The sequence below is a fragment of the Delftia tsuruhatensis NBRC 16741 genome, from assembly GCF_001571325.1.
Classification (GTDB): domain Bacteria; phylum Pseudomonadota; class Gammaproteobacteria; order Burkholderiales; family Burkholderiaceae_C; genus Comamonas; species Comamonas tsuruhatensis.
In genome coordinates, this window is record NZ_BCTO01000032.1 from 105,016 (window position 1) to 130,599 (window position 25,584).

The 25,584-nt window shown below is 69.8% G+C and carries 26 protein-coding genes; 11 read left to right on the forward strand and 15 right to left on the reverse strand.

What is annotated here, in order from left to right:
* The first annotated feature begins 225 nt into the window (after positions 1-225).
* Positions 226-948, forward strand: coding sequence for an alanyl-tRNA editing protein (locus tag DTS01S_RS16555; RefSeq protein WP_017403871.1), 723 nt, complete (start codon positions 226-228; stop codon positions 946-948).
* 45 nt (positions 949-993) lie between these two features.
* On the opposite strand, the gene DTS01S_RS16560 is transcribed toward DTS01S_RS16555, so the two are convergent.
* Positions 994-1,275: a hypothetical protein gene (locus tag DTS01S_RS16560; RefSeq protein ID WP_227468558.1), complete on the reverse strand. Its 282-nt coding sequence runs from the start codon at positions 1,273-1,275 to the stop codon at positions 994-996.
* Positions 1,276-1,610: 335 nt separating this feature from the next.
* Here DTS01S_RS16560 and azu point away from each other — a divergent pair, with 335 nt between their 5' ends.
* Positions 1,611-2,069: an azurin gene (azu, locus tag DTS01S_RS16565; RefSeq protein WP_016446217.1), complete on the forward strand. Its 459-nt coding sequence runs from the start codon at positions 1,611-1,613 to the stop codon at positions 2,067-2,069.
* Positions 2,070-2,239: 170 nt separating this feature from the next.
* On the opposite strand, the gene DTS01S_RS16570 is transcribed toward azu, so the two are convergent.
* From DTS01S_RS16570 to DTS01S_RS16580, 3 genes are all read right to left on the reverse strand, one after another.
* A complete protein-coding gene (locus DTS01S_RS16570) occupies positions 2,240-2,749 on the reverse strand; it encodes a hypothetical protein (protein ID WP_017403869.1) in 510 nt (169 codons plus the stop codon).
* The gene (locus tag DTS01S_RS16575; RefSeq protein ID WP_017403868.1) at positions 2,736-4,073 is read right to left on the reverse strand and encodes a hemolysin family protein; all 1,338 of its coding nucleotides are present in this window, start codon (positions 4,071-4,073) and stop codon (positions 2,736-2,738) included. The genes DTS01S_RS16570 and DTS01S_RS16575 overlap by 14 nt, the downstream gene beginning before the upstream one ends.
* Positions 4,074-4,262: 189 nt before the next feature.
* Positions 4,263-4,613 carry a hypothetical protein gene (locus tag DTS01S_RS16580; protein ID WP_017403867.1) on the reverse strand — a complete coding sequence of 117 codons (351 nt, stop codon included), beginning with the start codon at positions 4,611-4,613 and terminating at the stop codon, positions 4,263-4,265.
* Positions 4,614-4,766: 153 nt separating this feature from the next.
* Here DTS01S_RS16580 and DTS01S_RS16585 point away from each other — a divergent pair, with 153 nt between their 5' ends.
* Both DTS01S_RS16585 and DTS01S_RS16590 read left to right on the forward strand, forming a co-directional pair.
* Entirely contained in the window at positions 4,767-5,273 is a 507-nt protein-coding gene (locus tag DTS01S_RS16585; RefSeq protein ID WP_026061999.1) for a hypothetical protein, read from the forward strand.
* Between the two features lie 128 nt (positions 5,274-5,401).
* Entirely contained in the window at positions 5,402-6,289 is an 888-nt protein-coding gene (locus DTS01S_RS16590) for a class I SAM-dependent methyltransferase (protein ID WP_016446222.1), read from the forward strand.
* 67 nt (positions 6,290-6,356) lie between these two features.
* Here DTS01S_RS16590 and DTS01S_RS16595 read toward each other — a convergent pair whose 3' ends face one another.
* The 8 genes from DTS01S_RS16595 to DTS01S_RS16630 form a co-directional block, all read right to left on the reverse strand.
* The gene (locus tag DTS01S_RS16595; RefSeq protein WP_017403865.1) at positions 6,357-7,004 is read right to left on the reverse strand and encodes a nitroreductase family protein; all 648 of its coding nucleotides are present in this window, start codon (positions 7,002-7,004) and stop codon (positions 6,357-6,359) included.
* A complete protein-coding gene (gene fur, locus DTS01S_RS16600; protein WP_016446224.1) occupies positions 7,001-7,504 on the reverse strand; it encodes a ferric iron uptake transcriptional regulator in 504 nt (167 codons plus the stop codon). The genes DTS01S_RS16595 and fur overlap by 4 nt, the downstream gene beginning before the upstream one ends.
* Positions 7,501-8,121, reverse strand: coding sequence for a DUF2325 domain-containing protein (locus DTS01S_RS16605; RefSeq protein ID WP_016446225.1), 621 nt, complete (start codon positions 8,119-8,121; stop codon positions 7,501-7,503). Before DTS01S_RS16605 ends, fur begins: the two co-directional genes overlap by 4 nt.
* Positions 8,122-8,424: 303 nt before the next feature.
* Positions 8,425-9,435 carry a c-type cytochrome gene (locus DTS01S_RS16610; protein ID WP_026061998.1) on the reverse strand — a complete coding sequence of 337 codons (1,011 nt, stop codon included), beginning with the start codon at positions 9,433-9,435 and terminating at the stop codon, positions 8,425-8,427.
* Positions 9,436-9,452: 17 nt separating this feature from the next.
* Positions 9,453-10,190 (reverse strand): c-type cytochrome, encoded by a 738-nt coding sequence (locus tag DTS01S_RS16615; protein WP_016446227.1) that lies wholly within the window; start codon positions 10,188-10,190, stop codon positions 9,453-9,455.
* Between the two features lie 190 nt (positions 10,191-10,380).
* The gene (locus DTS01S_RS16620; RefSeq protein ID WP_017403862.1) at positions 10,381-11,904 is read right to left on the reverse strand and encodes an ATP-binding protein; all 1,524 of its coding nucleotides are present in this window, start codon (positions 11,902-11,904) and stop codon (positions 10,381-10,383) included.
* The gene (locus tag DTS01S_RS16625) at positions 11,901-12,563 is read right to left on the reverse strand and encodes a response regulator (protein WP_012206042.1); all 663 of its coding nucleotides are present in this window, start codon (positions 12,561-12,563) and stop codon (positions 11,901-11,903) included. Before DTS01S_RS16625 ends, DTS01S_RS16620 begins: the two co-directional genes overlap by 4 nt.
* A gap of 151 nt (positions 12,564-12,714) precedes the next feature.
* Positions 12,715-13,302: a TetR/AcrR family transcriptional regulator gene (locus DTS01S_RS16630; RefSeq protein ID WP_017403860.1), complete on the reverse strand. Its 588-nt coding sequence runs from the start codon at positions 13,300-13,302 to the stop codon at positions 12,715-12,717.
* Positions 13,303-13,446: 144 nt separating this feature from the next.
* Between DTS01S_RS16630 and DTS01S_RS16635 the strand changes: the two genes are divergently transcribed.
* From DTS01S_RS16635 to DTS01S_RS16650, 4 genes are all read left to right on the forward strand, one after another.
* The gene (locus tag DTS01S_RS16635; RefSeq protein WP_017403859.1) at positions 13,447-14,646 is read left to right on the forward strand and encodes an MFS transporter; all 1,200 of its coding nucleotides are present in this window, start codon (positions 13,447-13,449) and stop codon (positions 14,644-14,646) included.
* A gap of 85 nt (positions 14,647-14,731) precedes the next feature.
* Positions 14,732-15,730 (forward strand): TlpA family protein disulfide reductase, encoded by a 999-nt coding sequence (locus DTS01S_RS16640; protein WP_026061997.1) that lies wholly within the window; start codon positions 14,732-14,734, stop codon positions 15,728-15,730.
* Complete coding sequence (dsbG, locus tag DTS01S_RS16645; protein WP_016451605.1) at positions 15,727-16,533, forward strand: thiol:disulfide interchange protein DsbG; 807 nt, start codon at positions 15,727-15,729, stop codon at positions 16,531-16,533. Before DTS01S_RS16640 ends, dsbG begins: the two co-directional genes overlap by 4 nt.
* A gap of 11 nt (positions 16,534-16,544) precedes the next feature.
* On the forward strand, positions 16,545-16,955 hold the full coding sequence (locus DTS01S_RS16650; protein ID WP_017403856.1) for a DsrE family protein: 411 nt from the start codon (positions 16,545-16,547) through the stop codon (positions 16,953-16,955).
* Here DTS01S_RS16650 and DTS01S_RS16655 read toward each other — a convergent pair.
* Positions 16,940-17,404, reverse strand: a complete 465-nt coding sequence (locus DTS01S_RS16655; protein ID WP_012206046.1) for a hypothetical protein — start codon at positions 17,402-17,404, stop codon at positions 16,940-16,942. The two genes, DTS01S_RS16650 and DTS01S_RS16655, sit on opposite strands and share 16 nt — an antisense overlap.
* Before the next feature lie 367 nt (positions 17,405-17,771).
* Here DTS01S_RS16655 and dsrO point away from each other — a divergent pair, with 367 nt between their 5' ends.
* From dsrO to DTS01S_RS16670, 3 genes are all read left to right on the forward strand, one after another.
* Positions 17,772-18,617, forward strand: a complete 846-nt coding sequence (dsrO, locus tag DTS01S_RS16660; RefSeq protein WP_017403855.1) for a sulfate reduction electron transfer complex DsrMKJOP subunit DsrO — start codon at positions 17,772-17,774, stop codon at positions 18,615-18,617.
* A 16-nt stretch (positions 18,618-18,633) separates the two neighbouring features.
* On the forward strand, positions 18,634-19,677 hold the full coding sequence (gene nrfD, locus DTS01S_RS16665; RefSeq protein WP_017403854.1) for an NrfD/PsrC family molybdoenzyme membrane anchor subunit: 1,044 nt from the start codon (positions 18,634-18,636) through the stop codon (positions 19,675-19,677).
* A 78-nt stretch (positions 19,678-19,755) separates the two neighbouring features.
* The gene (locus DTS01S_RS16670; RefSeq protein ID WP_061288130.1) at positions 19,756-22,956 is read left to right on the forward strand and encodes a tetrathionate reductase subunit A; all 3,201 of its coding nucleotides are present in this window, start codon (positions 19,756-19,758) and stop codon (positions 22,954-22,956) included.
* Here the strand turns inward: DTS01S_RS16670 and DTS01S_RS16675 are convergent, their stop codons facing one another.
* Both DTS01S_RS16675 and DTS01S_RS16680 read right to left on the reverse strand, forming a co-directional pair.
* Positions 22,957-24,411, reverse strand: a complete 1,455-nt coding sequence (locus tag DTS01S_RS16675; protein ID WP_061288132.1) for an efflux transporter outer membrane subunit — start codon at positions 24,409-24,411, stop codon at positions 22,957-22,959.
* On the reverse strand, positions 24,408-25,577 hold the full coding sequence (locus DTS01S_RS16680; protein ID WP_017403851.1) for an HlyD family secretion protein: 1,170 nt from the start codon (positions 25,575-25,577) through the stop codon (positions 24,408-24,410). Before DTS01S_RS16680 ends, DTS01S_RS16675 begins: the two co-directional genes overlap by 4 nt.
* Between the last annotated feature and the right edge of the window lie 7 nt (positions 25,578-25,584).

Below are 25,584 nucleotides of genomic sequence, written 5' to 3' on the forward strand. Positions count from 1 at the left end.
TCTGTAGCGCCGTCGGCAAGGAATGCGCCATTGTTCAGCGGCACGCGCGCGGCGCGGGCGCCGATCTTGTCAGGTCGCGGACCCGGGCACTTGACAGGCTGTCAAGCAGCCGACTGCCACCGCTGCGGGCCATGGACTGTACTGGGGACTTTTCGCCCAGGCGTACTGCCCGGCCCCGCCATGCCGCCGATACCATGGACCGCGACATGACCCCGGAGACACCCCATGCCCATGCCCCTGTCCCAGACGCACAAGCTCTTTGACGACGACGCCTACCTGGACCGCTGCGAAGCCACCGTGATCGCGGTCAGCCCCGAAGGCATCGAGCTGGATGCCACGGTCTGCTATGCCCGCAGCGGCGGCCAGGCCGGAGACACCGGCACGCTGATCCTGGCCGACGGACGCAGCCTGGCGGTCATCGACACCGTCTATGCCGATGACCGCCAGCGCATCCTGCATGTGCTGCAGACCGATGCGCCGCCCCAGGTCGGCGAGCGCGTGCAGGTAGCCATCGACTGGGACAGGCGCCACCGTCTGATGCGCCTGCACACCTGCCTGCACCTGCTGGGCGTGCTGGTGCCCGTGCCCGTGACGGGCTGCAGCATCTCGCCGGACTCGGCACGCCTGGATTTCGACCTGCCTGAATCCACGCTGGACAAGGCCGATCTGACGGAGCGCCTGAACGCCCTGATCGCCGACAGCCATGCCGTGAACGTGGACCGCATCACGCCCGAGCAATTGGCCGCCCAGCCCGACCTGGTACGCACCGCAGGCGCGGCGCCCCCTGGCGGCACGGCGACGATCCGCATCATCGACATCCCCGGCCTGGACCGCCAGCCCTGCGGCGGCACGCATGTGCGCAGCACGGCCGAGATCGGCACGGTGGCCGTCACCAAGATCGAGAAGAAAAGCCGCACCAACCGGCGCGTGGTCGTGCAGTTCGCCTGAGGCCTGCCGGACCTGCCTGGCCTGCCTTGGCTGCCGCCCCGTGCCTCAGGACATCCAGGACCTGGGCGCCGAGGGGCCACCCGGCTCACGGGACCCCTCGCCGCCCGGAGCCACCCCTTCGGGCTGGCTGCCGGACTTTCGCATCAGCTGCAGGATCTGATCGAGCTTGTCCTGCTCGACGGCGATCGAGTGCAGCCTGAACAGCACGTACGGAATGAGGACGCTGGCACAGGCCATGCCCGCCAGCGCCGTCTGTTGCTGGGAGCTGTCGACGAAGAACGCCGTCAGCAGAAAGATGGCGCCAATGACAGCGCCTATGAAAACCATCACTCTCATAAACCCCCTCTATGTTCCGCAATCGTACCCAAATGTGACTGAGGTGAGTAGAGGCATGCGAGCTGTGGGGTTGCCCGTCGCCAAAAGACGACGGACGGCAAGTGATTCCCGGCGACAGCCACCGCGCATACCGTGCCGGCGTGACGCCATACCGCATGCTTGGAGCGCAGGTCTTCGAACTGTTTTGACTTGATTCAAATCAACCCGCCCTCCCCCATCCTGTCTATGCTGGAGGCAGCCATACAAAGCATCCATGGCGACAGACCGCCTGCCGGTCCATGGCCACCGGATGCCAGCCACCTCACCCGCTTTTCAAGGAGAAAACAATGGCAATGCAATGGAAACCCGTCCTCTTGGCCCTCGCAATGACTGCCGTCGCCGCACCTGTGCTGGCCGCCGACTGCGCCGTCGAGATCGAAGGCAATGACGCCATGCAGTTCAACAAGCCCACCATCAGCGTGCCCGCCAGCTGCAAGCAGTTCACGGTCAAGCTCAAGCACGTGGGCAAGCTGCCCAAGACGGCCATGGGCCACAACTGGGTACTGAGCAAGACGGCCGACCTGCAGCCCGTGGCCAATGACGGCATCGCCGCCGGCGCCGCCAAGGACTTCGTGAAGGACAAGGACGCCCGCGTGATCGCCCACACCAAGGTGATCGGCGGCGGCGAGACCGACTCCGTGACCTTCTCCACCGCCGCCCTGAAGGCGGGCGAGGCCTACAGCTACTTTTGCTCCTTCCCCGGCCACTCCGCGCTGATGAAGGGCACGCTGACGCTGGCCAAGTAAGCCGGCGATCTGCCCTGGCCCGGGACCTTGCGCCCCGCGCCCTACCCGGCGGCACTTCGGTGCCGCTTGTCGTTTCCGCCCCTCACATTTGCGGGACCGGGCAAGCCACGCTTGCCTGGCCTGCCGGTCCCTGCCGATGCATGCCGATCCGTGCCGTTGTGCGCTGCCTCTCAGTGCCGGCTGGCGGTCCTGCCGTGCGGGCGGCCCTGCATTTCCATGCAACCCTTTTGCATCAGGCGCAGCAGCAGCTGGGTCCAGCTGGCGTCGGCCCATTTGGTGCTTTCCAGCACCAGGGACCGTGCCGACTGCAGGCCGTCGCCGGGCTGCAGCTCCACGCGGAAACTGCCGCGTTCACGCTGGGACGTGACGGCCACCACGCTGCCCAGCAGGGCGATATCGAGGGAAGGGCGCGGGCCTTGCGGGCCGTCCAGGTCCACGCGCAGCACGCAGCCGGGGCGAAGTTCGTAGGTCCAGCGGTGGTCGGCATGGCCGGCCGCGCCCATGGCGTTCATTTCGGCAAGCCGCTGCTCCTGCGTCATGTCGTAGGGGCTGATGATGGGCGCCTGCTGCTGCGGGTAGCCCTGCACGCCGTCCAGGCAGGCGGCCATGAAGACCACGGCCGCCGCGCATGCCAGCAGTTTCCAGGCGCAGCGCGGGGCCCGTCGTTCAACGCGGTGCATGGGCTGCTCCTGCGTCTTCGTCGCCGGGCACCTGCAGCGACACGTCAACGCGCATGGCCAGCACCTTGTCGATGGCCTTGCCGTCCATGTCCACCACCTCGAAGCGCCAGCCTTCCCATTGCACGGTGTCGGTGACACGCGGCAGCCGGCCCGTGAGCAGCATGACCATGCCGGCCAGCGTGTGGTAGCGGCCGCGCTCTTCCTCGGGCACGGTGGCCAGCTCCAGCCGGTCTTTGAGTTCGGGCACGGGGATGTGGCCGTCCAGCAGCCAGCTTCCGTCCTCGCGCTGCAGCGCCCAGGAGTTGCGCGGATCGCGGGGCTGGAATTCGCCCGTGATGGCCTCCACCAGGTCCTGCAGGGTGACGATGCCCTGGACCTCGCCGTACTCGTCGATCACAAAGGCCATGTGCACGTCGGACAGCCGAAAGCTCTCCAGCAGCTCCATGCCGGTGATGGTCTCGGGCACATAGAGCGCGGTCTGCATGGGCTGGTCGGTCAGGCCCTGATCCTTGCCCTGCAGCGCGCGCGACAGCCACTGGCGCGCGTTGAGCACGCCGATGATGGAGTCCATGCCGCCGCGCACCACGGGAAAGCGCGCGTGGTCGGACTGCTCGATCACGCGCAGGTTGTCCTCGAACGGCGCATCGGCATCCAGGCAGACCACGTCGCTGCGCGGCACCATCAGCGAGCCGATCTGGCGGTCGTCAAGGCGGAACACGTTGCGCACCATGGTGTGCTCGTGCGATTCGATGACGCCGGCCGTCGTGCCTTCGGCCAGCATGGCGTGGATCTCTTCCTCCGTGACGGCGCTGCCGCTGTTTTCCTTGACGCCCAGCAGGCGCAGCAGCGCATGGGTGGACACGGACAGCAGCACCACGAAGGGCTTGGTCAGATGGGCCAGCCAGTTGACTGGGCGTGCGATCAGGCGCGCAAAGGTCTCTGGGTAGGTCTGGCCGATGCGCTTGGGCACCAGCTCGCCGACGACGATGGAGAAATAGGTGATCAGCACCACCACCAGCGCCGTGGCCGTGTAGCCGCCATAGGGCGCGGGCACGCCCATGCGCTGCAGCCACTCGGCCAGGGGAGCGGCCAGCGCGGCCTCGCCGACGATGCCGTTGAGCACGCCGATGGAGGTGATGCCGATCTGGATGGTGGACAGGAAACGCGTGGGGTCGGCCCCCAGTTGGGCGGCTGCGGCGGCGCCGGCGTCCCCCTCGTCTATGAGTTTTTGCAGGCGAGCCTTGCGCGCCGTCACCAGCGCGATCTCGGACATGGCGAAGACGCCATTGAGCAGGATCAGCGCAAAAAGAATGGCAATTTCCATGATGCTTGTTCTGGGAACCGGGAGCCGCCGCTGCGGCAAAAAGGGCCCATGCTGCGCTGGGTCCGGAGAGATTGGAAGCGATAGGCCAGCCCCGCAGACAGGGCATGCCGGACAGGACCCGGCGAACGGCGTGGATGCCGCATGCGCCGACCCGGCGGAGCCAACGGCCCCGGCAGGTCGCAAAGGGGATCAGGCCGCCCGGGGAGGCCGGTCGGGCGGGGCCAGGCTGCGCCACGGTCCTTCGCGAAGGCTGCTGGCGACATGGCGATCGGCCTGCAGCCGGGGGGCATCCACGCCATCGACGGCATGCATGACATCGGGGAGGTCCTGCTGATCGTCCATCAGCGCATGGTCGAAGTCATCGAGCAGGGAGGCCGTGTCCACCAGCGGCGCTGCCGTGCGCTGCACGCTGGCGCAGGCGGCGCCGGCCGGCTCGCAAGCGACCCCCGGCAGGGCCCGCCATGGCACAAGCCCCAGCGTGGACAAGGCCACGCTGACGACGAAGTGCAGGGAAAAAGCCACGATGAACCATCTGGACATGGTCCGGGGATTTTATCCATGCGCCGCACCCGCGGGCAGGCACCGCGCCTGCCCACCGCTGCCTGCCACTGTCCACGGCTGTTCGCCGTTTCCTACAAGCGGCGCGCCGGCGCCGTGGAAACATGCGCCACGGCCCACTCTCCGCCCTTTGCCATGAAAGCACTCCATACCCTTTTCACCGTCGTGCACGCGCTCATTGCCCTGCTGTTTTCGCTGGCGGCCATCGCCCTGCTGTGGATTGCAGGCCTCAAGGGCTGGAACGCCATGGCGCATGGCGTGGATGGCGATTCGGGCCTGCGCATCGTCGAGGCGCTGGGCATTCTGGCCTCGGGCGTGGTCGCGCTGCAGATCGCCCAGACCATCACCGAAGAGGAGGTCATACGCGAGGCCCATATCAGCGGCCCTACGCGCGTGCGCCGGTTTCTCTCGCGCTTTCTGGTGGTGCTGGTCGTGGCCCTGGCCGTCGAAGCCCTGGTCGCTGCCTTCAAGACGCAGGAAGAGCCGGCCCACCTGCTCTATCCCGCCGCCCTGGTCAGCGCCGTGGGTGTCCTGCTGCTGGGCTGGGGTGCCTTCATCCACCTCAACCGCTCCGCCGAGGAGCTGGAGCCCGAGGCCATGGAACAGGCCAAGGGCGAGGACCACAAGGTGAACAAGGATTGATGGCAGGCAGCTTCCCTTCGGGTTGCCTGCATTCGTGCGAACAGGCCCTAATATGGGTATCAGCCCTTGAAGCAATTCATGGAAGGTGGATGCCGCCCGCCCGGGCCGGCAACGCACAGGAGCCCGCCATGCCCGAATCTCTTGCCCCGACGGCCGCGACGGCCTTGCCCGACGCGCAGCCCTCCTCGCCACGCCAGGAAAAACTGTCCGATGTCAGCGAGACCTTGCGCATTCCACTGGCCGCCCGCGCCCTGGGCGAGCGGCTGTTTCCCGGCATGGCCGTCAGCGACGCCCACGCCTTGGACACCCTGACCCAGCTGGGCGACGACGGCAGCCGGTGGCTGCAGGACCGGCAGAGCATCTACGGCGTGCTGGCGCGCACGCACTGCTTTCGCGCGCTGGCGCAGGACTTCTTGCAACGCCAGCCGCAGGGCCATGTGGTGAACCTGGGCTGCGGCCTCAGCGACTATTTCCAATGGCTGGACAACGGGCAGATGCACATGACGGATGCGGACCTGGGACCGGTGACCGCGCTGCGCAGGCAGCTGCTGCCCCGGCAATCGGAGCGCCAGGAGATCCGCGAATTCGACCTGGCCGATGCCGACTGGTGGCAGCGGCTGGGACTGCCGGCCGACAGGTCCGGGCCTGCGGTGTTCATGATGGCCGAGGGCGTTTCCATGTACCTGCAGCCAGAGCAGATGCAGGCGCTGTGGACCACGTTTGCGCAACGCAGCCCGCCGGGCTCGGAGCTGGTGTTCGACGCCATGTGCTGGCTGGCGGCCGGGCGCGCAAGCCAGCACCCTTCGGTCCGGCTCACCCAGGCCCAGTTCCATTGGGGCCTGCGCCGCGAGGCCGATCTGGCGCAAGCCCATCCCCGCCTGCAGCTGGTGGCCGCGCACCAGGTGATGGAAGGCTACGGCCCGCCCTACTCGCTGGTGGGGCCGGCATTCCGCTGGACCTTTGGCGTGCACTTCTATGCCATCTACCAGCTGAAGTCGGTCGAGACGGCGGCTTAGGCCGATTGCGCAGCCGCAACGAAAGATGCCCGGTCAAGCCGGGCATCTTTGCTTCAAGGAAGCAGGATCAGCCTGCGTCGGCCGCGCTGGAAGACAGGGCCAGGGCCAGGCCTTGCACCAGGTCTTGCCCGGGCTGCCATTCGCGCACAAAGCGGTTGCGCGGCGGCCGCAGGGCTTCGCGGCCGGCCGAGACGGGCGTGCCCACATACAGCAGGCCGACGAGCCGGTCATGGGGCTCGAATCCCAGGGCCTCGCGCACGCGCGCATCGTGGCTGTTGGCGCCGCTGGCCCAGAAGCCGCCAAAGCCCAGGATGTGCAGGGCATTGAGCATGTTCATGGCGGCAGCGCCACCAGCCAGCAGTTGCTCGCTCTCTGGCACCTTGTGCTCGGGCTGCAGGTGCACGCCCAGCGCAATGATCAGCGGGGCGGACAAGGCCTTGGCGCGGAATCGCTCGGCGTCGGCCTGCGGGTCGCGCGCCCTGGCGGCCTGCACGAACACCTCGCCCAGCGCATGGCGCGCATCGCCCTGCACCAGCACGAAGCGCCAGGGCCGCAGCTGCCCGTGGTCGGGGGCGCGCAGTGCAGCATCGATGACGGTGTCGATCACGTCTGCGCCCGGCGCCGGGTCCTGCAGCGGCCAGCGCGACTGGCGCGACATCAGCAGGTCCAGGGCGGCGCGCTGCTCGGGGGTCAGGGATCTGTCGTTGGTGCTCATTCGTTGTCCTGCAGCGCAGGCTGTCTTGCCTGCTCGGGCTGTGCCGGTGATTCGGGTGGCAGCTGCGAGCACGCGCCGCAATGGCCGTACAGGGCCAGGCGGTGGTCGGCCAGGCGGTAGCCGTGGGCCTGGGCCACCTGGTGCTGCAGTGCCTCGATGTGGTCGTTGCTGAATTCATCCACGCGTCCGCACTGCAGGCAGATCAGGTGGTCATGGTGCGGGCCCTCGTTGAGCTCGAAGACGGCCTTGCCGCTTTCAAAGGTCTGGCGCAGCAGCAGGCCCGCCGCCTCCAGCTGCGACAGCACGCGGTAGATGGTGGCCAGGCCCACTTCGGCACGCCGCTCGGCCAGCAGGCGGAACACGTCCTCGGCATGCAGGTGGCGCGATGCGCTCTGCCTGAAGATTTCCAGCACCTGCATGCGCGGCAGCGTGGCCTTCAGGCCCACGCTGCGCAGTTCGGGTTCGCCACCCGGGCTCAGGGGCATCTTGCTGCGTGTCATGCGGTCGTGTCTCCGTGGCTCAGCGTCATGGCGGGGTTGTCGCCGCCGTCGGCGCCCCGGTGTATGCGGACGATGCGCAGCGCATCGGGCTGCTCCACCAGCACGCAGGTCTTGCCCGTGCGCTGGCAATGGTCCTGCACGCGCCAGTACTCGCCGTGGCTCAGGCAGCCGGTCTGGCAGATCACCAGGTCGGCCTCGCGCAGGCTGGCCTCGAAGGCCTCGGCGTCCTGTTCGGGCTCCCGCGCATGCGCGCCCGCTGCAGGCACGGCGGGCTGCGCCAGGGGCGCGGCCGATTGGCGCTGCCAGCGTGCGCGCTCGCGCAACAGGTCCTGCACGCGCACCAGCAGCGACTCCACGCGCCGCGCCAGCGTGACGCGGCGCGAGAGGCCGGGAATGGCCTTCTCCAGCGCCTCGCGCTCCTCGCGCGCCCACAGCAGCTGGGTTTCCTTGGCCATCAAGGCCGCGCGCTGGCGGATCACCAGCCTTTGCAGCCTCTCTATTTCCTGGGCTTGAAGGCACAGCAGCTCGCTGCTGCGCAATTGGGCGTGGCCGTAGCCACGCAGCAGCACCTGGTGCTCGTGCGCCAGCTGCTGAATGTCGTCCAAGGTCTGGGTCATGGTTTCCTCGGCAAACCTGAGCATCGCGCGGCGGTCGCGCGAAGGCCTGTGCGCATGGCCGCGTGCGGCACGGGCCGGGCTTGCCGGCAAGGCGGTGTGCTGCGGTGCAAGCCGGATGCGTCGGCAAATCAGTGAGAATGATTCTTATTAAATCATGAAATGCCGGCCGTCAAACCGATGACCGTACGCCGTCTGGTGCAAAGGCCGCACCGGCGCAGATGCGCTTGCAGGGCGGCTGTCAGCGCCCTGTCCCTTGCAGCAACGCAGGCCTGCGCCCGGCCTGCCGTTGCCTGTCCGATCCGCTCAAAGACCCTTGAGTAGCCGCCCGTTGACCTCGGTGCCGTACAGCGAGTACGGGTTGTCGTGGAACTGCTTGCGCGTGTCGGCCACGTTGCCGGTGAAGCGCGGGTCCTGGGGGCGCTCCATGCTGTTGATGTAGGTGGCCACGTCCCAGGCCTCCTGGTCATCCAGCGTGGGGTTGCCGTAGGGCATGTTGCCCTTGATGAAGCTGGCGGCCTTGTCCACTTCGTGCGTGCCCGCGCCCCAGTTGTAGGACTGCTTGCCCCACAGCGGCGGGAACACGGTTACACCGCCTACTTCCTGGCCCTGGCCCTGAGGGCCGTGGCACAGGGCGCACTTGGCCTCGTACACCTTGGCGCCGCGCTCGAAGCTGGGCTCCTGCGCGGCCTTGCCCACCTTGGTGAAGCCCGCGCCGGGCAGCTTCTCGCCCGTGGGCGCCTTCTGCGCCATCCAGTAGGCATAGGCCTCCAGCGCCACGAGGATGTCGTGGCCGTCGTCGGGGGCCTTGCCGTTCATGCTGTACATGAAGCAGCCGCGCACGCGCTCGGCGAAGGTGTCCACGTGGTTGGTCTTCTTGCGGTAGGCCGGGTACAGCGGGTAGGCACCCCACATGGGTGCGGCGCCCTTGAGCCGGCCTGCGTCCAGGTGGCAGTTCACGCAGTTGAGGGTGTTGCCCGAAAAGCCCACGGCGTTGGCCGGCGTGCGCAGGAAGATGGCCTCGCCACGGCGGATCCACTCGCCCATGGGGGTGTCCGGAATGTCGCGGGCACCGGGCGGCGTGAAGGCTGCGCCGTCGGCAGCCCCCTGAACGGGCTGGGCATCGGGCTTTGCGGGGACAGCAGCGGGTGCGGCGGGTGCGGCGGCCACGTTGACCGGCACGTCGGGCCGGGCAGGACGGCTGACGTACATGCCATAGGCGAGTGTGCCCGCCAGACCGGCGAACAGGCAGGCAACGACGATGTATTCGGCGGTGTTGGAACTGCCGGGGGCGGGATTGCGTGGTGTGTCGGACATGATCGGCTCCCGGTCCATCAGGGTTTGGCCGGCGCGGAGGCCGTGGCTGCGGTGGCTGTGCCCGCGCCATGCAGGCGGGCGTAGTAGGACGCCACCGCCTGGATGTCTTCGGGCGTGAGCTTGCGGGCGATCTTGCCCATCAGGCCCAGGGGGCCGGCCTCGCGCTGGCCCTTGTTCCAGGCGGCGACCTGGCTTTGCATGTAGTCGGCCGTCAGGTGGCCGATGGCGGGGAAGTCCGCTCCCACGCCCACGCCGCCAGGGCCATGGCACTGGGCGCAGGCAGGAATGCCGTCGGCCCAGCGGCCACGCTCGACCAGCCAGGCGCCGTCATCGTCCTTGCCCTTGGGCAGCGGGCCGCGCACGGGCTGGATGGGCAGCGGCAGGCTGGCGTAGTAGGCCGAGACGTCGGCACGGTCCTGGGCCGACAGGGCCTTGGCCATGGGCGCCATCACGGGCGCCTGCCGGCTGCCGTCGGCCAGGTGCTGCAGCTGGCGCGCCAGATAGCCGGCGTGCTGGCCGGCCAGGGCCGGAAAGCCCGCCATGCCCTCGCCCTTGGCGCCGTGGCAGGTGGCACAGGCCGCCGCGCCCTGGGGCGTGCCCGCCTGGGCGATCTTCTGGCCAGCGGCAGCGTTGCCTTGCACTGCCGCCTGCGCAGCGGAGGTGTCTTGTGCCCAGGCGCCGCCCATCGGCATGCAGATGCCGACAGCAATGGCGATGCACGACCGGGACAGGGTCTGTTTGTTCATGCGGTTCATCGTGGGAAGAGGCTGTTGCCCTGCCATGCGTGGGCGCCGGCAGGTGCGCGGCAGCGGCGGACAGGGTCAGTTCTGGATACCTGCGGCTGCCCCCGCACGGCGCAATACCTGCGCGGCTGGCCAGCCAGGTCGGCACGATACGCAGCGCAGATTAAGTCGGCGTTAATGCGCCGGCGTCGGTGCGCTCTCGTCAGTGCGTCGGCACCAGTGCGCCGGCGCCCGCCGCCAACGGCAGATAAAGGCGTGCGACCAGCCCGCTCGCATCGCCTTCTTCGGGCCTCCACAGGCTGCGCGGCTGCAGCAGCAGGCAGCCGCCTGCGCATTCGGCGATGCGCTGCACGATGGGCAGTCCCAGGCCGCTGCCATGCTCCTGGGGACGCTTGCGCCAGAAGCGGCGCGTGGCCTCTTCGCATTCCTCGGCGCTGAGCCCCGGGCCATGGTCGGCCACAGTGAACTCCACATAGCCTGATCCCGGCTGCTGCGTCTTGCCCGGCATGGCGCCAATGGGCCGCACCGCCAGTTCCACGGGATGCTGCGGCGCATGGCGCAGGGCGTTTTCCAGCAGATTGCGCAGGGCCGAGACCAGCAGGGGCTCGGAGATGGCCAGAGGCCAGTCCTGCACGGGCTGGCCGTTGTCCAGCCATGTACGAAGCGCGGGCGCTGGGGTCTGGGCGCTCACGGCATTCACCGCCAATTGCCAGGCCTTGTCCAGCGCCTGCAGCGCATCGGCTGGCGCATCGCCGCAGGCCAGCGCATTGGCGGCACCCGGTTCATGCTGCTCCAGCCGCGCCAGCAGCAGCAACTGCTCCAGCGTGTGCTGCAGGTGCTCCACGCCCTCGCCCGCCTGGGCCAGCGAATCGCGGGCCATGGAGCCGGGCGGCGCGGCCAGAAGGCCAGCAGGCATGCCGGGCGCCGCCAGCGCCATCTGCGCCACCTGCACATGGGTCTTGATGGCGGTCAGCGGCGTGCGCAGCTCATGGGCGGCGTCGTCGCTCCAGCGGCGCTCGCGGTCGATGGCCGCGCGCACGCGGTGCAGCAACTGGTTGAGCGTGCCCACCAGCGGCGCCAGCTCGCGCGTCTGCAGGCCCTGGGCCACGGGCGAATCGTCGCCGGGCGGGCGGTGCGCCAGCTCGCGCCGCAGGGCCTCCAGCGGCCTGAGGCCCTGGGTCACGGCCCACCACATCAGCCCCATGCTGGCCAGCAGCGCCAGCACGAAGGGCAGGACGATGGTGTAGGCAAAGCCGTGGACCAGGCCCTCGCGCACATCGATGCGGTCGGCCGTGGCGATGCGCACGCCGTGGTCCTCCAGGACATAGGTGCGCCAGGGCTTGCCCCCCTTGATGATGGTCGAGAAGCCCAGCGGCATGCTCTGCGGGAACACGGGGCTGCCCTCGGTCTTGGCCAGCACCTGCGGCAGGGCCGATTCGGGCCGCACGGGCTGGACCTCGCCGCGCACCAGGCTGACCTCGCAGGCCACGCCGTCGCGCGCGATCACGTTGAGCATGGGGCTCCAGTCCTGCGGCAGCTCCCGGGCAGGCCGGAACTGGTGGACGATGCCTGCCACCATGCGCGCCGAGGCGATCAGCCGGTCATCCAGCACGGTGCGCAGCTCGTTGCGCATGTCCGAGAACATCCAGGCCGCCACCCCGCCCCACAGCGTGCACAGCGCCAGGCACAGACATGCCAGCAGGCGCACGCGCAGGCTGCGCATCATGGGTGCAGGCCCAGGCGGTAGCCCTCGCCGCGCACCGTCTCCACCAGTTCATGGCCCAGCTTGCGGCGCAGGTGGTGCACATGCACGTTGACGGCATTGCTCTCCACGTCCTGGCTGTAGCCGTAGAGGCTGTCGCGCAGTTGCTCGGTACTCAGGATGCGGCCCGGCGACTGCAGCAGCGCGCGCAGCAGCGACCACTCGCGGCGCGACAGCTCCACGGTGCGGCCCTGGCGCTGGATATGGCCGGCAGCGGGGTTGATGCGCACCTCGCCCAGCTCGATCCAGTCCACGCTGCGGCCGGCCGCGCGGCGCAGCAGCGCATGCAGGCGCGCCGCCAGTTCGTGCAGGTCAAAGGGCTTGACCAGGTAATCGTCGGCGCCGGTCTGCAGGCCTTCGATGCGCTGTGACACAGCATCGCGCGCCGTCAGCACCAGCACGGGCACCTGCAGGCCCTGGCCGCGCCAGCGCGCCAGCAGCGAGAGGCCATCCTCGTCGGGCAGGCCCAGGTCCAGCACGCATGCATCGAAATGCGAGGAACGGATGGCCGCATCCGCCTGCCCGGCCGAGGCCACGGTATCCACGCCAAAGCCCTGCAGCTGCAGGCCGGCCCGCACGCCGCTGGCCACCAGCGCGTTGTCTTCCACCAAGAGAACATGCATGTTGTTGTCCGCAGGGCCTGGCTCCAGGCCCCGCCGTCTGTATCCAAGTCGAGAACGAAAAGCGACTGAGCATCGCAGATTTGTAGCGAGGTGTGCGCCAGCTGGCCGAATCTCGCAGGCACGCGCACAAGAATGCGGCCAGGCGGCCCGCTCAGGGCCGGGCCAGCAGCCCGCCCAGCAGCAGGTCCAGCGCCGCCGCGCCGCGCTCCAGCCGCAGGTCGGCGTCCTCGCCCTCGGCAATCCAGAAAGCCGCTTCGGCCAGGCTGCCGTAGATCAGCGATGCCAGCGCCTGCGGATCGGCCCGGGCCACGATGCCCTGCGCCATGAGGTCCGCAATCAGTGCCTGCATGGACGCAATGCAGTGGCGCTGCGATTGCGGCAGCGCTCCGCCCAAAGCCGCGCGCGCATCGCGCAGCACGATGCGCTGGATTTCAGGCTCCAGCGCCATTTCCAGGTAGGCCTGGCAGCGACTGCGAAAGCCCTGCCAGGGATCCCGGGCATGGGCGGTGATGGCCTTCAGGCGTTCATCCACCTCGGCATCGATCTGCTCGACCACGGCCGCCAGCAGGCCCTGCTTGTCGCCGAAATGGTGGTACAGCGCGCCCCGCGTCAGGCCCACCTGCGCGGTGAGATCGTCCATGGAGGCATCGGCGTAGCCCTGCTCTCCAAAGGCCTTGCGGGCCGTGGCCAGCAGCGTGGCGCGGGTTTCTTCCATCTCGGCGCGGGTGCGGCGAACCATGGCCAATCTCCTTACATACGGCGTGCATGATTATTTACATACGCTTCGTATGTATATAGGATTCTATTCATACGCAGCGTATGTATTTTCTCTGTCCCGCGACGGCGGTGCAACACCCCCCACCTGTTTGAAGGGATCTGGACCATGAATTCGTCTTCCTCCACGCGGCCCGAACCCGCCGCGCGCCGCCCGTGGCTGGCCGTGTCCGCCGTGGGCCTGGCCACCTTTTCCGTGGTGACCACGGAAATGCTGCCGGTCGGCCTGCTCACATCCATTGCTGGCAGCCTGGGCACCTCCATGGGCAGGGCCGGCCTGATGCTCTCGCTGCCGGCGCTGCTGGCCGCGCTGTTCGCGCCGCTGGTGGTGATGGCGGCGGGCGGCATGGACCGGCGCCGCATCCTGTGCGGACTGCTGGCCCTGCTCGTGCTGGCCAACCTGGCCTCGGCGCTGGCGCCATCGCTGATCTGGCTGCTGGCCGCGCGCGTCCTGGTGGGCTTTTGCATGGGCGGCATCTGGGCAATCGCGGGCGGGCTGGCGGCACGGCTGGTACCCCAGGCGTCGATGGGCCTGGCAACCTCCATCATCTTTGGCGGCGTGGCGGCGGCCTCGGTGCTGGGCGTGCCGCTGGGCGCGCTGATCGGCGATTTCGCGGGATGGCGCTGGGCATTCGGTGGCATGGCAGGCTTCAGCGCACTGGTGCTGGCGCTGCACATGGCCGTTCTCCCCGCCCTTCCTGCCACAGGCTCGGCCAGCCTGCGCCAATTCAGTCATCAGCTGGCCAACCGCAGGCTGCAGGCCGGGCTGGCACTGACGCTGCTGCTGGTGGCCGGGCATTTCATGTCCTTCACCTTCGTACGCCCGCTGCTGCTGACGGTGTCGGGGTTCGATGCGCAATGGATGAGCGCGCTGCTGCTGGCTTACGGCATCGCGGGCATTGCGGGCAACTTCCTGGCGGGCATCATCGCGGCGCGCCGCACGGTGCCGAGTCTGGCGGCGATCGCCATGGGCCTGCTGCTGGCGCCTGTGCTGTTCCTGTCCGTGGGCGACTCGCCAACCGGTGGGGGCGCCGTGCTGCTGGTCTGGGGCCTGGCCTACGGCGGCGTATCGGTGGGCCTGATGACCTGGATGATGCAGGCTGCGCCACGCGCCGTGGAAATTGCCACGGCGCTGTACGTTGGCGTCTTCAACATCGGTATTGCGCTGGGCTCATGGGCAGGCGGCCAACTGGTCGATGGCTGGGGGCTGCACGCCACGCTCTGGCTGTCAGGCGGCGTGGCCGCTGCGGCCTTGCTGCTGTCTGCGGCCATGGGATTGGTTGGGCGAAATGGACCGGTCGCAGCCTGATGGCCATGAGGCCGTTAACCCCCCGTTAATTCCCCGCTGCCAGCATCCACGGCCTGTCAGCCTGCATGGCTGAAACTCCTTGCCCATGCATCTCCGGTCATCCCCTCTTCTTTCGTCCTTCCTGCCCTTGCTTGCCGGCCTGCTGCTGGCGCCTTCGCCTGTTCTTGCCGGAGCGGCAGAGCCTGGCGGGCCGTCAGCGCTATCGGCGCTGGGCGCCTGGCTGCACCTGCCTGCCAGCCTGGCGCTGGGGCCGCTGGTCCTGCCGACGGGCGTGGTGGTGGCCATGCTGGCCTGGCTGCTGGCGCAGTGGCTGGCGCGCAGGAATGAAAGGCGCACGGGCCAGGCCGTGGATGCGCTGCTTTGGCAAAGCACCCTGGCCGGCCTGCTGGCGGCGCGCCTGGCCTATGTCGCGCAGTGGTGGACAGAGTACGCGCCGGCCCCCTGGGATTGGAGCGGGATGCCGGCCTTCGCAGGCCGCATCATCGATATCCGCGACGGGGGATGGAACCTGTGGGCCGGCCTGCTGGCCGCGCTGCTGTACATGCTGTGGCGCAGCCGCCGCTCCCCGGTGCTGCGCCGCGCCACAGGGCTGGCGCTGGGCGCGGGGGCGGCCCTGCTGGTGCTGGGCAGCCTGCTGCAGGCGCTGCCGTCCGCAGATGCACCGGCCCTGCCGGCCTTCACCCTGGTCAACGGGCAGGCGCAGCCGGTCTCGCTGCAGCAGTTGCAGCAGGCCGATGGCAAGCCCATGGTGATCAACCTCTGGGCCACCTGGTGCCCGCCCTGCCGGCGCGAGATGCCGGTGCTGGCCCAGGCCCAGCAGCAGCGGCCCGATGTGCGCTTCATCTGGATCAACCAGGGCGAGCCAGCCGAGGCCGTGATGGGCTACCTGCGGCGCGAGCAGGCGACGGCCCCGCTGCCGCTGGCCCAGGTGCTGTTCGACCCGCAGCAGCAGGCCGGCCGGCACTGGCGCCAGCGGGGCCTGCCTTCCACCTATTTCTATGGCGCCGACGGCCGGCTGTGCGGCATGCGCATGGGCGAGCTGTCGCGCGCCAGCCTGGCCCAGCATCTGAAGGAATGTTCATGAGCGCTTCCCCCCTGTTCCCCCTGCCTGCACTGGCAGGAGCCCTGGCCCTGTCGGCAGCCTTGGCCCTGCCGGCTGCGGCGTCCGAGCTGCCATCGGAGGATTTCCTGGCCCAGCAGGGACTGACCCTGGTGGGACCGCTGCCGGCCGTGGGCGGACTCAAGGCCTGGGCCGCCTACCGCGACCGCCAGCCCGTGCCCATCTACCGCATGCCTGACGGCAAGCACTGGGTGCTGGGCACGGTGATCGATGCCCAGGGCCGCGACGTGAACGCCCAGGCCCTGCAGGCCGCCGTGCAAAAGCCCATGGGCGAGCAGCTGTGGAGCGATGTGCAGCGCGCCCAGTCCATCCCGGATGGCCGCGCCGACGCGCCGCGCACGGTCTATGTGTTCACCGACCCCAACTGCCCCTATTGCAACCAGCTGTGGAACGATGCCCGGCCCTGGGTGGAGAGTGGCCAGGTGCAGTTGCGCCACATTCTGGTGGGCATCCTCAAGCCCAGCAGCGAGGGCAAGGCCGCCGCCATGCTGACCGCGCGCCAGCCCGAGCAGGCCCTGGCCGAGCACGCACGCGCCTATGCCAAGGCCGGCCGCGCCAGCGCAGAGGGCGCGGGCGCCACTCCGCTGGCCCCGGTGCCGCAGGCCACGCGGCAGGTGCTGGCCAGCCATGCCTCGCTGATGTCCACCTGGGGGCTGCGTGCCACGCCGGCCCTGGTCTGGAAGGATGACAAGGGGCTGGTGCAGGTACGCACCGGCCTGCCGCCGGGCCTGCTGGAAGAGGTCATGGGGCCGCGTGGCAGGAAATGACGAGGACGACCATGAGCACAAGCCGTTCTCCCGCCGCTTCCACCGCTTCCACCGCCTCCAGCGACTGGAGCGACCTGTTCCCCGTCCGGCCGGATGCGCCGCCGCTGCGCATCGTGCTGCATGCGCCCACACCCGGCGCCCTGGCCCGTGCACGCAGCAATCTGGCCAACCTGCGCCAGGACCGGCCCGGTGCCGAAGTCCGCATCGTCATCAACGGCCCGGCCGTCGAGGCGCTGCTGGACGCAGCGCCGGGCACGCCGCAGCATCTGGATGCAAAGGCCCTGGCCCATGCGCTGGTCTGCCCGAACACGCTCAGGAAGCTGGGCCGCGAGGCGCCTGCCGGCATGCGCGTGCTGCCGCAGGGCGGCATCGAGTCACTGGCCCTGCTGCAGCAGTCGGCCTGGTGCTACGTGCGCTGCTGAGCGGCCTGCGCCAGCGAGGCCAGGCAGCGCGCCTGCCATTGGTATTCAGGCTCGAAGGACTCGCGGTCCGTGACGGCGCCGTGGCCGCCCTCGCCATAGACCATGGCATAGGCCGCATAGTCGGCCGCCTGCAGCGCCCGGCCCGCCAGGCCGTGGGCCGTGGCATAGGTGGCGGACACGGCGGCATGGCCGCAGCCGTCGAGGGAGCGTGATCCCTGGTGGTGGTTGGCCAGGCTGGCGGCCTCGCGGGCCAGGCGGTCCAGCTCCTGCCTGTCGATCTGGCCGTCCAGGTAGCGGCGAAGGCCTTGTGCGCAGCGGATGACGTCCGGGTCTTCCAGCAGGTGCGCGATGCGGTCCACGCAGGCCTGTGTGAATTGCAGCCTCAGGTGCTCGCCGGCTTCGGCGGCAAGGTCCAGTTCCGAAGCAAGGCTGTTCAGGGCATGGTTCATGGAGAACTCCTTGGCAGTGGCGACACAAGCAGCGTAGACCGGGGCCGCGCACGGAAACAAGAGGGTGATTTCCGATACGCGCCCTGCATTCCCGAGAAATGCAGTCACCCTGTTAACCCCGTCTTAATCCCTGCGCCACACGCTATGGACTGCCTTGGGCGCCTGTCCATGGCAGGCAGTCGGTGGCGCTTTGCAAGCACTTGGCAGGCACTCGGCAGGCACTTGGAAAGCCCATTGCTTGACTCACATCAAGCCGCCAAGGCCCTGAATTTCATATATTAAATTCAATATAAAAAGCATATTTTTAATGCTTTATTGAGTTTGAGCGACCACCCTCCCGTGGCCGCAGGACGATGAAAGACAGGCCATGCCAAAAACATCCCGCGCCGGCAGCGGCTGCAACGACTGCAGCTGCAAGCCTTCCTCCCAGGACATCCCCGCCCCTACCCTCTCCCATGCGCAGCCCGCCGCCGGCAAGCGCGGCTTCCTGCAGGACCTGCTGGCCGCTGCCATGGCGGCCGTGGCCCTGCCCGTGGCGGCGGCCGCGCCCGGCACCCCGGGTTTTCAACCGCCGCGCCGCCCCGGCGAGGCCGGCAAGCGCTACGGCATGCTGGTGGACCTGCGCCGCTGCATAGGCTGCCAGGCCTGCACGGTGAGCTGCTCCATGGAGAACCTGCCGCCGCTGGGCCAGTTCCGCACCACGGTGCTGCAGTACGAGGTGCAGCACGCGGGCAACGAGGACCTGCCGCCGGCCATGCTCAACCTGCCGCGCCTGTGCAACCACTGCGACAACCCGCCCTGCGTGCCGGTCTGCCCGGTGCAGGCCACCTTCCAGCGCAGCGACGGCATCGTGCTGGTGGACAACGAGCGCTGCGTGGGCTGCGGCTACTGCGTGCAGGCCTGCCCCTATGACGCGCGCTTCATCAACCACGAGACGCAGACCGCCGACAAGTGCACCTTCTGCGAGCACCGCCTGGAAGCCGGCCTGCTGCCGGCCTGCGTGGAAAGCTGCGTGGGCGGCGCCCGCGTGATCGGCGACCTCAACGACGAGGGCAGCGAGATCCGCCAGCGCATGCGCGAGCACGCCAAGGACCTCAAGGTGCTCAAGCCCGCCATGGGCACGGACCCGCATGTGTACTACCTGGGATTGCCCGACGCCTTCGTCGACGGCGTGGACGGGCAGGCCAGCGTGCGGCTGGTCACTTCCCACTGAACGCAAGGAGCACCCCATGCACATCGTCGAACTCCTGACCCCCGCCTACGAATCGGCCTGGCTGCCCTGGGCCGTGCAGTACTTCTTCCTGGCCGGCATTGCCACGGGCGCCGCCCTGCTGGCCGCCGCCTGCGCCTGGGCGCCGCGCGGCAGCGCCATGGCGCGCCTGCTGCCGGCCGCCGTGCTGGTGCTGGCCGTCAGCGCCATCGCCGCGCCCGTGTCGCTGCTGGCCGACCTGCACCAGCCTGCGCGCTTCTGGCATTTCTATGCGCACTTCACGCCGTGGTCGTGGATGTCGGTGGGCGCCCTGCTGCTGCCGGCCTTCGTGGGACTGGCGCTGGCCTTCGTGCTGGCCTGGTGGCTGGGCCGGCCGCAGTGGCTGCGCTGGCTGGCGCCGCTGCTGGCCGTGTCGGCGCTGACCATCACCGCCTATACCGGCGCTGAGCTGATGGCCGTGCGCTCGCGCCCGCTGTGGAACACGCTGTGGGTGCCGCTGAACCTGGCGCTCACGGGCTGGCTGGCCACGGTGGGCTGCATGCTGGTGACGGCGCGCTTTCTGCCCGCCCGCCACCGCCCCGATGCCGGCGCCCTGCAGGCGCTGCGCATGCTGGGCCTGGCGCTGGCGCTGTGCCTGCTGGCCATGGTGGTGGTCTGGGCCGTTGCCGGCTGGCTGGGCCAGGGCCGCTCCTTCCAGGCGGCGCTGCAGCTGTGGCAGCAGTTTCCGGTCTGGCGCCTGAGCATGCTGGGCTCGGCCGTGGCCGGTGCCGCCTTGCTGTGGGCCCTGGTGCGGGGTGGTCAGCGCATGGCCTGCCCGCGCTACACGCTGGCCCTGGGGCTGGGCCTGGCCGCCGCGGCCTGGGCCTTCCGCTGGGCGCTGTTCATGGGCGTGCAAGGCGTGCCCAAGTACGGCGCGGGCCTGTACATCTACCACATGCCGCTGGGCGGCGACGGCCTGCTGGGCATGCTGGGCGTGGCCGGCCTGTGCATTGCACTGGTGACGCTGGCCACCTGGGCGCTGGAGCTGTTTCCCGCGCGCTCGGCCGCGGCCCGCGCCGTCTGACACCGCCGCCCTGACGACCCCTCACCCATTCACGGAGCGCGGCCCGCCACCGGCCGGCCGCGCCACAGAAAGCCTTTCATGACCGACAAGAAGAAACTCCCCCAAGCCCCCGAAGATTCCCTGGATGCCGAGGCCGCCCGCCGCCGCCTGCTGCTGCGCGGCGGACTCACCGCCGGTGGGCTGGCCGCCTTTGCGGCCGGCTACGGCGAGACGCTGGCACGTGGCGCCAAGGGCCTGGTGACAGGCAGCTCGGGCACGCCCACGGCCAGCGCCACGCGCGGCAATTCGCTGACGCCCGAGTTCCGCATCGACCCGGCCACGGGCGCGCTCGCCACCCAGCCCGGCCAGGTGGTCAGCCCCTCCAGCTGCCTGGGCTGCTGGACGCAGTGCGGCGTGCGCGTGCGTGTCGATACCGCCAGCAACCGCATCCTGCGCGTGGCAGGCAACCCCTACCACCCGCTGGCCACCACGCGCCCGGCCGCCATGGAAGAACCCGTGCGCGAGGTCTACGCCAAACTGGGCAAGGAGCTGGGCCTGGAGGGCCGGGCCACGTCCTGCGCGCGCGGCTCGTCCATGCTGGAGCACCAGAGTGCACCGCACCGCGTGCTCACCCCGCTCAAGCGCGTGGGCCCGCGCGGCAGCGGCCGCTGGCAGAGCATTTCCTTCGAGCAGCTGGTGCAGGAAGTCTGCGAGGGCGGCGATCTGTTCGGCGAAGGCCAGGTCGAGGGCCTGCGCGCCATCTGGGACCTCAAGACGCCGCTGGACGCCGACAACCCCGAGTTCGGCCCGCGCTCCAACCAGTTGCTGGTGACCGACGCCTCCAACGAAGGCCGCGCCCAGCTGCTGCGCCGCTTTGCGGGGCCGTCCTTCGGCACCGTGAACGTCAGCAACCACGGCGCCTACTGCGGCCAGAGTTTTCGCGTGGGTGCAGCTGCCGCGCTCGGCGACCTGCCCGGCATGCCGCACGGCAAGCCCGACTGGAGCCATGCCAGCTTCGGCCTGTTCATCGGCGCGGCACCCGCGCAGTCCGGCAACCCCTTCCAGCGCCAGGGCCGCGAACTGGCCGAGGCCCGCTCGCGCGAGGACAACCGTTTCCGCTACGTGGTGGTCTCGCCCGTGCTGCCCACCTCGTCCAGCCTGGCTGCGGGCAGCGGCAACCGATGGCTGGCCGTCAAGCCGGCCAGCGACCTGGCCCTGGCCATGGCGCTGATCCGCGTCATCCTGGACGAGGCGCGCCATGACACGGGCTTTCTCGCCCAGCCCGGCCCGGCCGCCATGCAGGCGGCGGGCGAGGCGTCCTGGAGCAATGCCACGCACCTGCTGGTCAACGAGCCCGGCCACCCGCGCCATGGCAGCTTTCTGCGCGGCGCCGACCTGGGCTGGGCCCTGCCCGCGCCAGCCGAAGACGGCAAGCCGGCCCAGGATGTGTTCGTGGTGCAGCGTGCCGATGGCCGCCTGGCGCCGCACACCCAGGCCGAGCCTGCACAGCTGATGGTGCGCACCCGCGTGGCCGTGCCCGGCCTGAAGGCAGAAGGCGCGGACCAGGCCCCCGAGCTGTCGGTCTGCTCCTCGCTGGCCAAGCTGCATGAGCAGGCCAGCCTCAAGACACTGGACGAATACGCGGCGCTGTGCGGCGTGGCGCGCGGCGAGATCGAGGCGCTGGCGCGCGAGTTCACCAGCCATGGCAAGCGCGCCGTGGCCGATGCGCATGGCGGCACCATGAGCGGCGCGGGCTTCTACACCGCCTACGCCATCAGCATGCTCAACACCCTGGTGGGCAACCTCAACGTGCAGGGCGGCCTGGTGCTGGATGCCGGCCCGTTCGGCCCCTTCGGCCCGGGCCCGCGCTACGACTTCGCCAACTTCGACGGCAAGGTCAAGCCGCGCGGCCTGGCGCTGTCACGCCACCGCCAGCCCTACGAGAAAAGCGCGGAATTCCAGCGCAAGCGCGAGGGCCAGCCCGAGGGCGCGAAGGACTACCCCGCCGCCCAGGCCCCGTGGTACCCGGCCGTGGGCGGCCTGTCCAGCGAGATGCTGGCCAGCGCGCTGGCCGGCTACCCCTACCGCGCCAAGGCCTGGATCAACCACATGAGCAACCCCGTCTACGGCATTGCGGGCTTTCGCAATGCGCTGGTGGACGATCTCAAGGACCCGAAGAAGCTGCCGCTGATCGTCTCCATCGACCCCTTCATCAACGAGACCAGCGCGCTGGCCGATTTCATCGTGCCCGATACCGTGACCTACGAGAGCTGGGGCATCTCGGCGCCCTGGGCCGACGTGGTGGCCAAAAGCTCCACCGTGCGCTGGCCCGTGGTGCAGCCCGCCGTGGCGCGCACGGCCGGCGGCCAGCCCGTGAATGTGGAGAGCTTTCTCTTCGCCGTGGCAGAACGGCTGGGCCTGCCCGGCTTTGGCGAGGCCGCCATCAAGGACGCCCAGGGCCAGCCCCATGCGCTGCGCTCGGCCGAGGACTTCTTCATCCACGCCCTGGCCAACGTGGCCTGGGCAGGTGGCAAGCCCGTGCCGGCGGCCAGCGATGACGACATCGCCATCACCGGCGTGGACAGGCTGGTGCCCGCGCTGCGCCAGCGCCTGAAGGACGATGAATGGCGCCAGGTGGCCATGCTGCTGACGCGCGGCGGGCGCTTCGACCGCATCGAGGACGCCTGGAAGGACGGCCACACCCGCAAGGCCCACGCGCCTGCCCTGCAAGTGTGGAGCGAGGAGCTGGCCCGCATGCGCCACGCCATGACGGGCGAGCGCTACAGCGGCTGCCCCACCTGGTATCCGGCGCGGCTGGCCGACGGCAGCGCCATGCGCACGCATTTCGGCGAGCAGCAATGGCCGCTGCTGCTGACCTCGTACAAGTCCAACCTGATGAGTTCCATGTCGATTGCCGTCTCGCGGCTGCGCCAGGTGCATCCGCACAACCCGGTGTCCCTGCACCGCGATGACGCCGAGCGGCTGGGCATCGCCAACGGCGACACGGTGCGCATCCGCACGCCGGGCGGCGCGGTGACGGCCGTGGCCATGGTGCGCGACGGCGTGATGCCGGGGACCGTGGCCATCGAGCACGGCTACGGCCACCGCGAGCTGGGCGCGGGCCGCCACAGCATCGACGGCCAGCCCATGCCGGTGAACGCCGAGCATGCCAATGGCGTGAACCTCAACGACCTGGGCTTTGCCGATCCCACGCGGCCCGGCTGCAAAAACGTGTGGGTGGACTGGGTGTCGGGCGCCGCGGTGCGCCAGGGGCTGCCTGCGCGCATCGAGAAGGTCTGATCAGCGGGCGGGGCTGGCGACAGGTGCAGCGACGGGTGCGGCCACTGGTGTGGTGGCGGCCTGCCAGCCGCCGCCCAGCGCCTGGTACAGCGCAATGGCGTTTTCCAGCTGGCTCTGGCGCAGGCGTATGACTTCCTGCTGGGCCTGGTAGAGATTGCGCTGGGCGTCCAGCTCTTCCAGGTAGCTGGCGTAGCCGGCCTCGTAGCGGTCCTTGGCAAAGCCCAGGGAGCGCTGCAGCACCGCCTCGCGCTCGCTGGCGTGCTGCCACTGCGACTGCAAGCGCCGGGTGCCGACCAGGGCGTTTTCCACATCGGCCAGGGCCTTGATCACCACGCCCCGATAGGCATAGGCGGCCTGGTCGCGCTGGGCGGTCACGGCGTCGAACTGGCCCTGCAGCCGCCCGCCCGTGAACAGCGGCGCCAGCACGCTGCCGCCCAGGGCCCAGACCGTGGCCGGGTGGTATTGCAGGGCATTGACCAGCAGGCTGCCGGCGCTGGCCGTCAGCGAGACCTGGGGCAGGAAGGCGGTGCGCTGCACGGCCAGGCTTTCGTCGGCGGCCGCCAGCTGCAGCTGCGCCCGTGCAATGTCGGGGCGGCGCTGCAGCAACGCCGAAGGCAGGCCGGCGGCCGGCGCAGGCGGCGGTGCGCCCAGCGCAGCGGACTGGCCGTCGGTTGTTGCCATGAGCGCGGCGGCCTGCTCGTCACCCTCGCCGCCGGCCAGCAGCAGGAGCGCCGTGCGCTGGCGCGCCAGCGACAGCTCCAGCTGCTCCACGGCCTGCTGCACGCCCTGCAGCTCGGCCTGGGCCTGGGTGAGCTGCAGCTGCGAGGTGTAGCCGACGCGCGCCTGCTCGTCGGCCAGGCGCAGGGCCTGTTCGCGCGAGCGGGCCGTGGCCTGGGCCACTTGCAGCTGCGATTGCAGCGAGCGCAGGCCCACATAGGCCTGGGCCGTGGTGGCCGCCACGGCCAGGGCCACGGCGTCGCGGTCGGCCTCGCTGGCCTGCAGGCGCAGGGCGGCGGCCTTTTCCAGATGGGCGATGCGGCCCCACAGATCAGGCTCCCAGCTGGCCTGCAGGCCGGGCTGAACCGAGCGCGTGTGCGCCAAGCCCCGCGCGCCCAGGCTGCGGCCCGTGGAGGCGCCGGCCGTGGCCGAGAGCTGGGGCAGGCCCGCGGCGCCTGCCACATCCAGGTTGGCCCGCGCCTCATCCACGCGCGACAGGGCCAGCAGCACATCGTTGTTGCGGGACTGGGCCAGTTCCACCCAGCGCGTGAGCAGCGGATCGCCAAAGGCCTGCCACCACGATGCCTGGACGGCGGCGGCCGGCTCCTGCCCTGCCCCGCTCCACTGGACGGGCATGGTGGGCCGGGCCGCTTCAGGCGCGGTGCTCAGCGGCGGCACGCTGCAGCCGGCCAGCGCGGCAGCGCAGGCCATGGCCATGGCCAGTGCGCGGGCGGTCATGGGCGGACCTCCGGTTGGGGTGCGGGTTGGGGCTCAGGCTGCGCCGTATCCAGCCGCACCACCACCGACATGCCCGCGCGCAGCCGCGCGGCCAGCTCCTGGTCGGGATCGATTGCAATCTTGACCGGCAGGCGCTGCACGACCTTGGTGAAGTTGCCCGTGGCGTTGTCGGCCTTGAGCACGCTGAATTCCGAGCCCGTGGCAGGCGCGATCTCCAGCACGCGGCCCGTGAGGTGGGCGCCGCCCAGCGCATCCACGCTGAAGCGCACAGCCTGGCCTATGCGCACCCGGGCGGTCTGGGTTTCCTTGAAGTTGGCCACCACCCACAGCGTGTGCGGCACCACGTACATGAGCTGGGAGCCGGCCGTGACGTACTGGCCCCGGCGCACGCCGACTTCGCTGACCTGGCCATCGCCGGGCGCGTGCACCACGGTGTTGTCCAGGTTGATCTGGGCCTGGCGCAGCTGGGCCTCGGCCATCTGGACCTGGGCTTCGAGCGAGGCGCGGTTCACCGTCGTCGCCTTGATCTTCTGGGCGTTGATCTCGATGTCGGCCTGGGCCTTGGCCACGTTGGTGGCCGCCAGGCGCGCGGTGGCACGCACCTTGTCACGCTCGTTGAGCGAGACGGAGCCGCGCTCGGACAGCGCCTGCACGCGCTGCAGCTCGGCTGCGGCGCGGTCGGATTCGGCCTGCGCCGCCGCCAGGCCGGCGCGGCTGGCCCCCAGCGTGGCGCGGTTCTGGGCCTGGGTCTGGTCGGCATTGGCCAGCTGTGCGCGGGCATTGGCCAGTTGGGCCTGCGCCTGGGCCTGGGCGGCTTCGTAGGTGCGGGCGTCGATGCGCACCAGGGGCTGGCCGGCCTTGACGTTCTCGTAGTCCTGCACCAGCACCTCGGTCACATAGCCGCTGACCTGGGGCGCGAGCACGGTGACGGCGCCGCGCACATAGGCGTTGTCGGTGCTGACCACGGTGCCCGCGAAGGGGAACAGGTTCCAGGCACGCAGCACCAGCAGCACGCCGGCCAGTGCGACCACCAGCATCACCAGCACGCTGCGCAGCGAGGGCTTGATGAGCTTGGGCGATGGCGAAGGTGAAGGCGCCGCAGCGGGAGCCGGCGCAGGCGAGGCAGAGGCGGCCGTGCCGCCATTGGAATTTTCGGAGTCACTCATGTTGTTG

Bases quoted from the DNA above. Each gene is read 5' to 3' on its own strand.
- DTS01S_RS16560 (WP_227468558.1), bottom strand. From the start codon at position 1,275: ATGGTTTTCATAGGCGCTGTCATTGGCGCCATCTTTCTGCTGACGGCG.
- DTS01S_RS16555 (WP_017403871.1), top strand. From the start codon at position 226: ATGCCCATGCCCCTGTCCCAGACGCACAAGCTCTTTGACGACGACGCC.
- DTS01S_RS16670 (WP_061288130.1), top strand. From the start codon at position 19,756: ATGACCGACAAGAAGAAACTCCCCCAAGCCCCCGAAGATTCCCTGGAT.
- DTS01S_RS16630 (WP_017403860.1), bottom strand. From the start codon at position 13,302: ATGGTTCGCCGCACCCGCGCCGAGATGGAAGAAACCCGCGCCACGCTG.
- DTS01S_RS16625 (WP_012206042.1), bottom strand. From the start codon at position 12,563: ATGCATGTTCTCTTGGTGGAAGACAACGCGCTGGTGGCCAGCGGCGTG.
- DTS01S_RS16585 (WP_026061999.1), top strand. From the start codon at position 4,767: ATGAAAGCACTCCATACCCTTTTCACCGTCGTGCACGCGCTCATTGCC.
- DTS01S_RS16580 (WP_017403867.1), bottom strand. From the start codon at position 4,613: ATGTCCAGATGGTTCATCGTGGCTTTTTCCCTGCACTTCGTCGTCAGC.
- dsrO (WP_017403855.1), top strand. From the start codon at position 17,772: ATGCCAAAAACATCCCGCGCCGGCAGCGGCTGCAACGACTGCAGCTGC.
- DTS01S_RS16590 (WP_016446222.1), top strand. From the start codon at position 5,402: ATGCCCGAATCTCTTGCCCCGACGGCCGCGACGGCCTTGCCCGACGCG.
- DTS01S_RS16650 (WP_017403856.1), top strand. From the start codon at position 16,545: ATGAGCACAAGCCGTTCTCCCGCCGCTTCCACCGCTTCCACCGCCTCC.
- dsbG (WP_016451605.1), top strand. From the start codon at position 15,727: ATGAGCGCTTCCCCCCTGTTCCCCCTGCCTGCACTGGCAGGAGCCCTG.
- DTS01S_RS16615 (WP_016446227.1), bottom strand. From the start codon at position 10,190: ATGAACCGCATGAACAAACAGACCCTGTCCCGGTCGTGCATCGCCATT.
- nrfD (WP_017403854.1), top strand. From the start codon at position 18,634: ATGCACATCGTCGAACTCCTGACCCCCGCCTACGAATCGGCCTGGCTG.
- fur (WP_016446224.1), bottom strand. From the start codon at position 7,504: ATGACACGCAGCAAGATGCCCCTGAGCCCGGGTGGCGAACCCGAACTG.
- DTS01S_RS16570 (WP_017403869.1), bottom strand. From the start codon at position 2,749: ATGCACCGCGTTGAACGACGGGCCCCGCGCTGCGCCTGGAAACTGCTG.
- DTS01S_RS16575 (WP_017403868.1), bottom strand. From the start codon at position 4,073: ATGGAAATTGCCATTCTTTTTGCGCTGATCCTGCTCAATGGCGTCTTC.
- azu (WP_016446217.1), top strand. From the start codon at position 1,611: ATGGCAATGCAATGGAAACCCGTCCTCTTGGCCCTCGCAATGACTGCC.
- DTS01S_RS16680 (WP_017403851.1), bottom strand. From the start codon at position 25,577: ATGAGTGACTCCGAAAATTCCAATGGCGGCACGGCCGCCTCTGCCTCG.
- DTS01S_RS16605 (WP_016446225.1), bottom strand. From the start codon at position 8,121: ATGACCCAGACCTTGGACGACATTCAGCAGCTGGCGCACGAGCACCAG.
- DTS01S_RS16595 (WP_017403865.1), bottom strand. From the start codon at position 7,004: ATGAGCACCAACGACAGATCCCTGACCCCCGAGCAGCGCGCCGCCCTG.
- DTS01S_RS16620 (WP_017403862.1), bottom strand. From the start codon at position 11,904: ATGATGCGCAGCCTGCGCGTGCGCCTGCTGGCATGTCTGTGCCTGGCG.
- DTS01S_RS16655 (WP_012206046.1), bottom strand. From the start codon at position 17,404: ATGAACCATGCCCTGAACAGCCTTGCTTCGGAACTGGACCTTGCCGCC.
- DTS01S_RS16640 (WP_026061997.1), top strand. From the start codon at position 14,732: ATGCATCTCCGGTCATCCCCTCTTCTTTCGTCCTTCCTGCCCTTGCTT.
- DTS01S_RS16675 (WP_061288132.1), bottom strand. From the start codon at position 24,411: ATGACCGCCCGCGCACTGGCCATGGCCATGGCCTGCGCTGCCGCGCTG.
- DTS01S_RS16610 (WP_026061998.1), bottom strand. From the start codon at position 9,435: ATGTCCGACACACCACGCAATCCCGCCCCCGGCAGTTCCAACACCGCC.
- DTS01S_RS16635 (WP_017403859.1), top strand. From the start codon at position 13,447: ATGAATTCGTCTTCCTCCACGCGGCCCGAACCCGCCGCGCGCCGCCCG.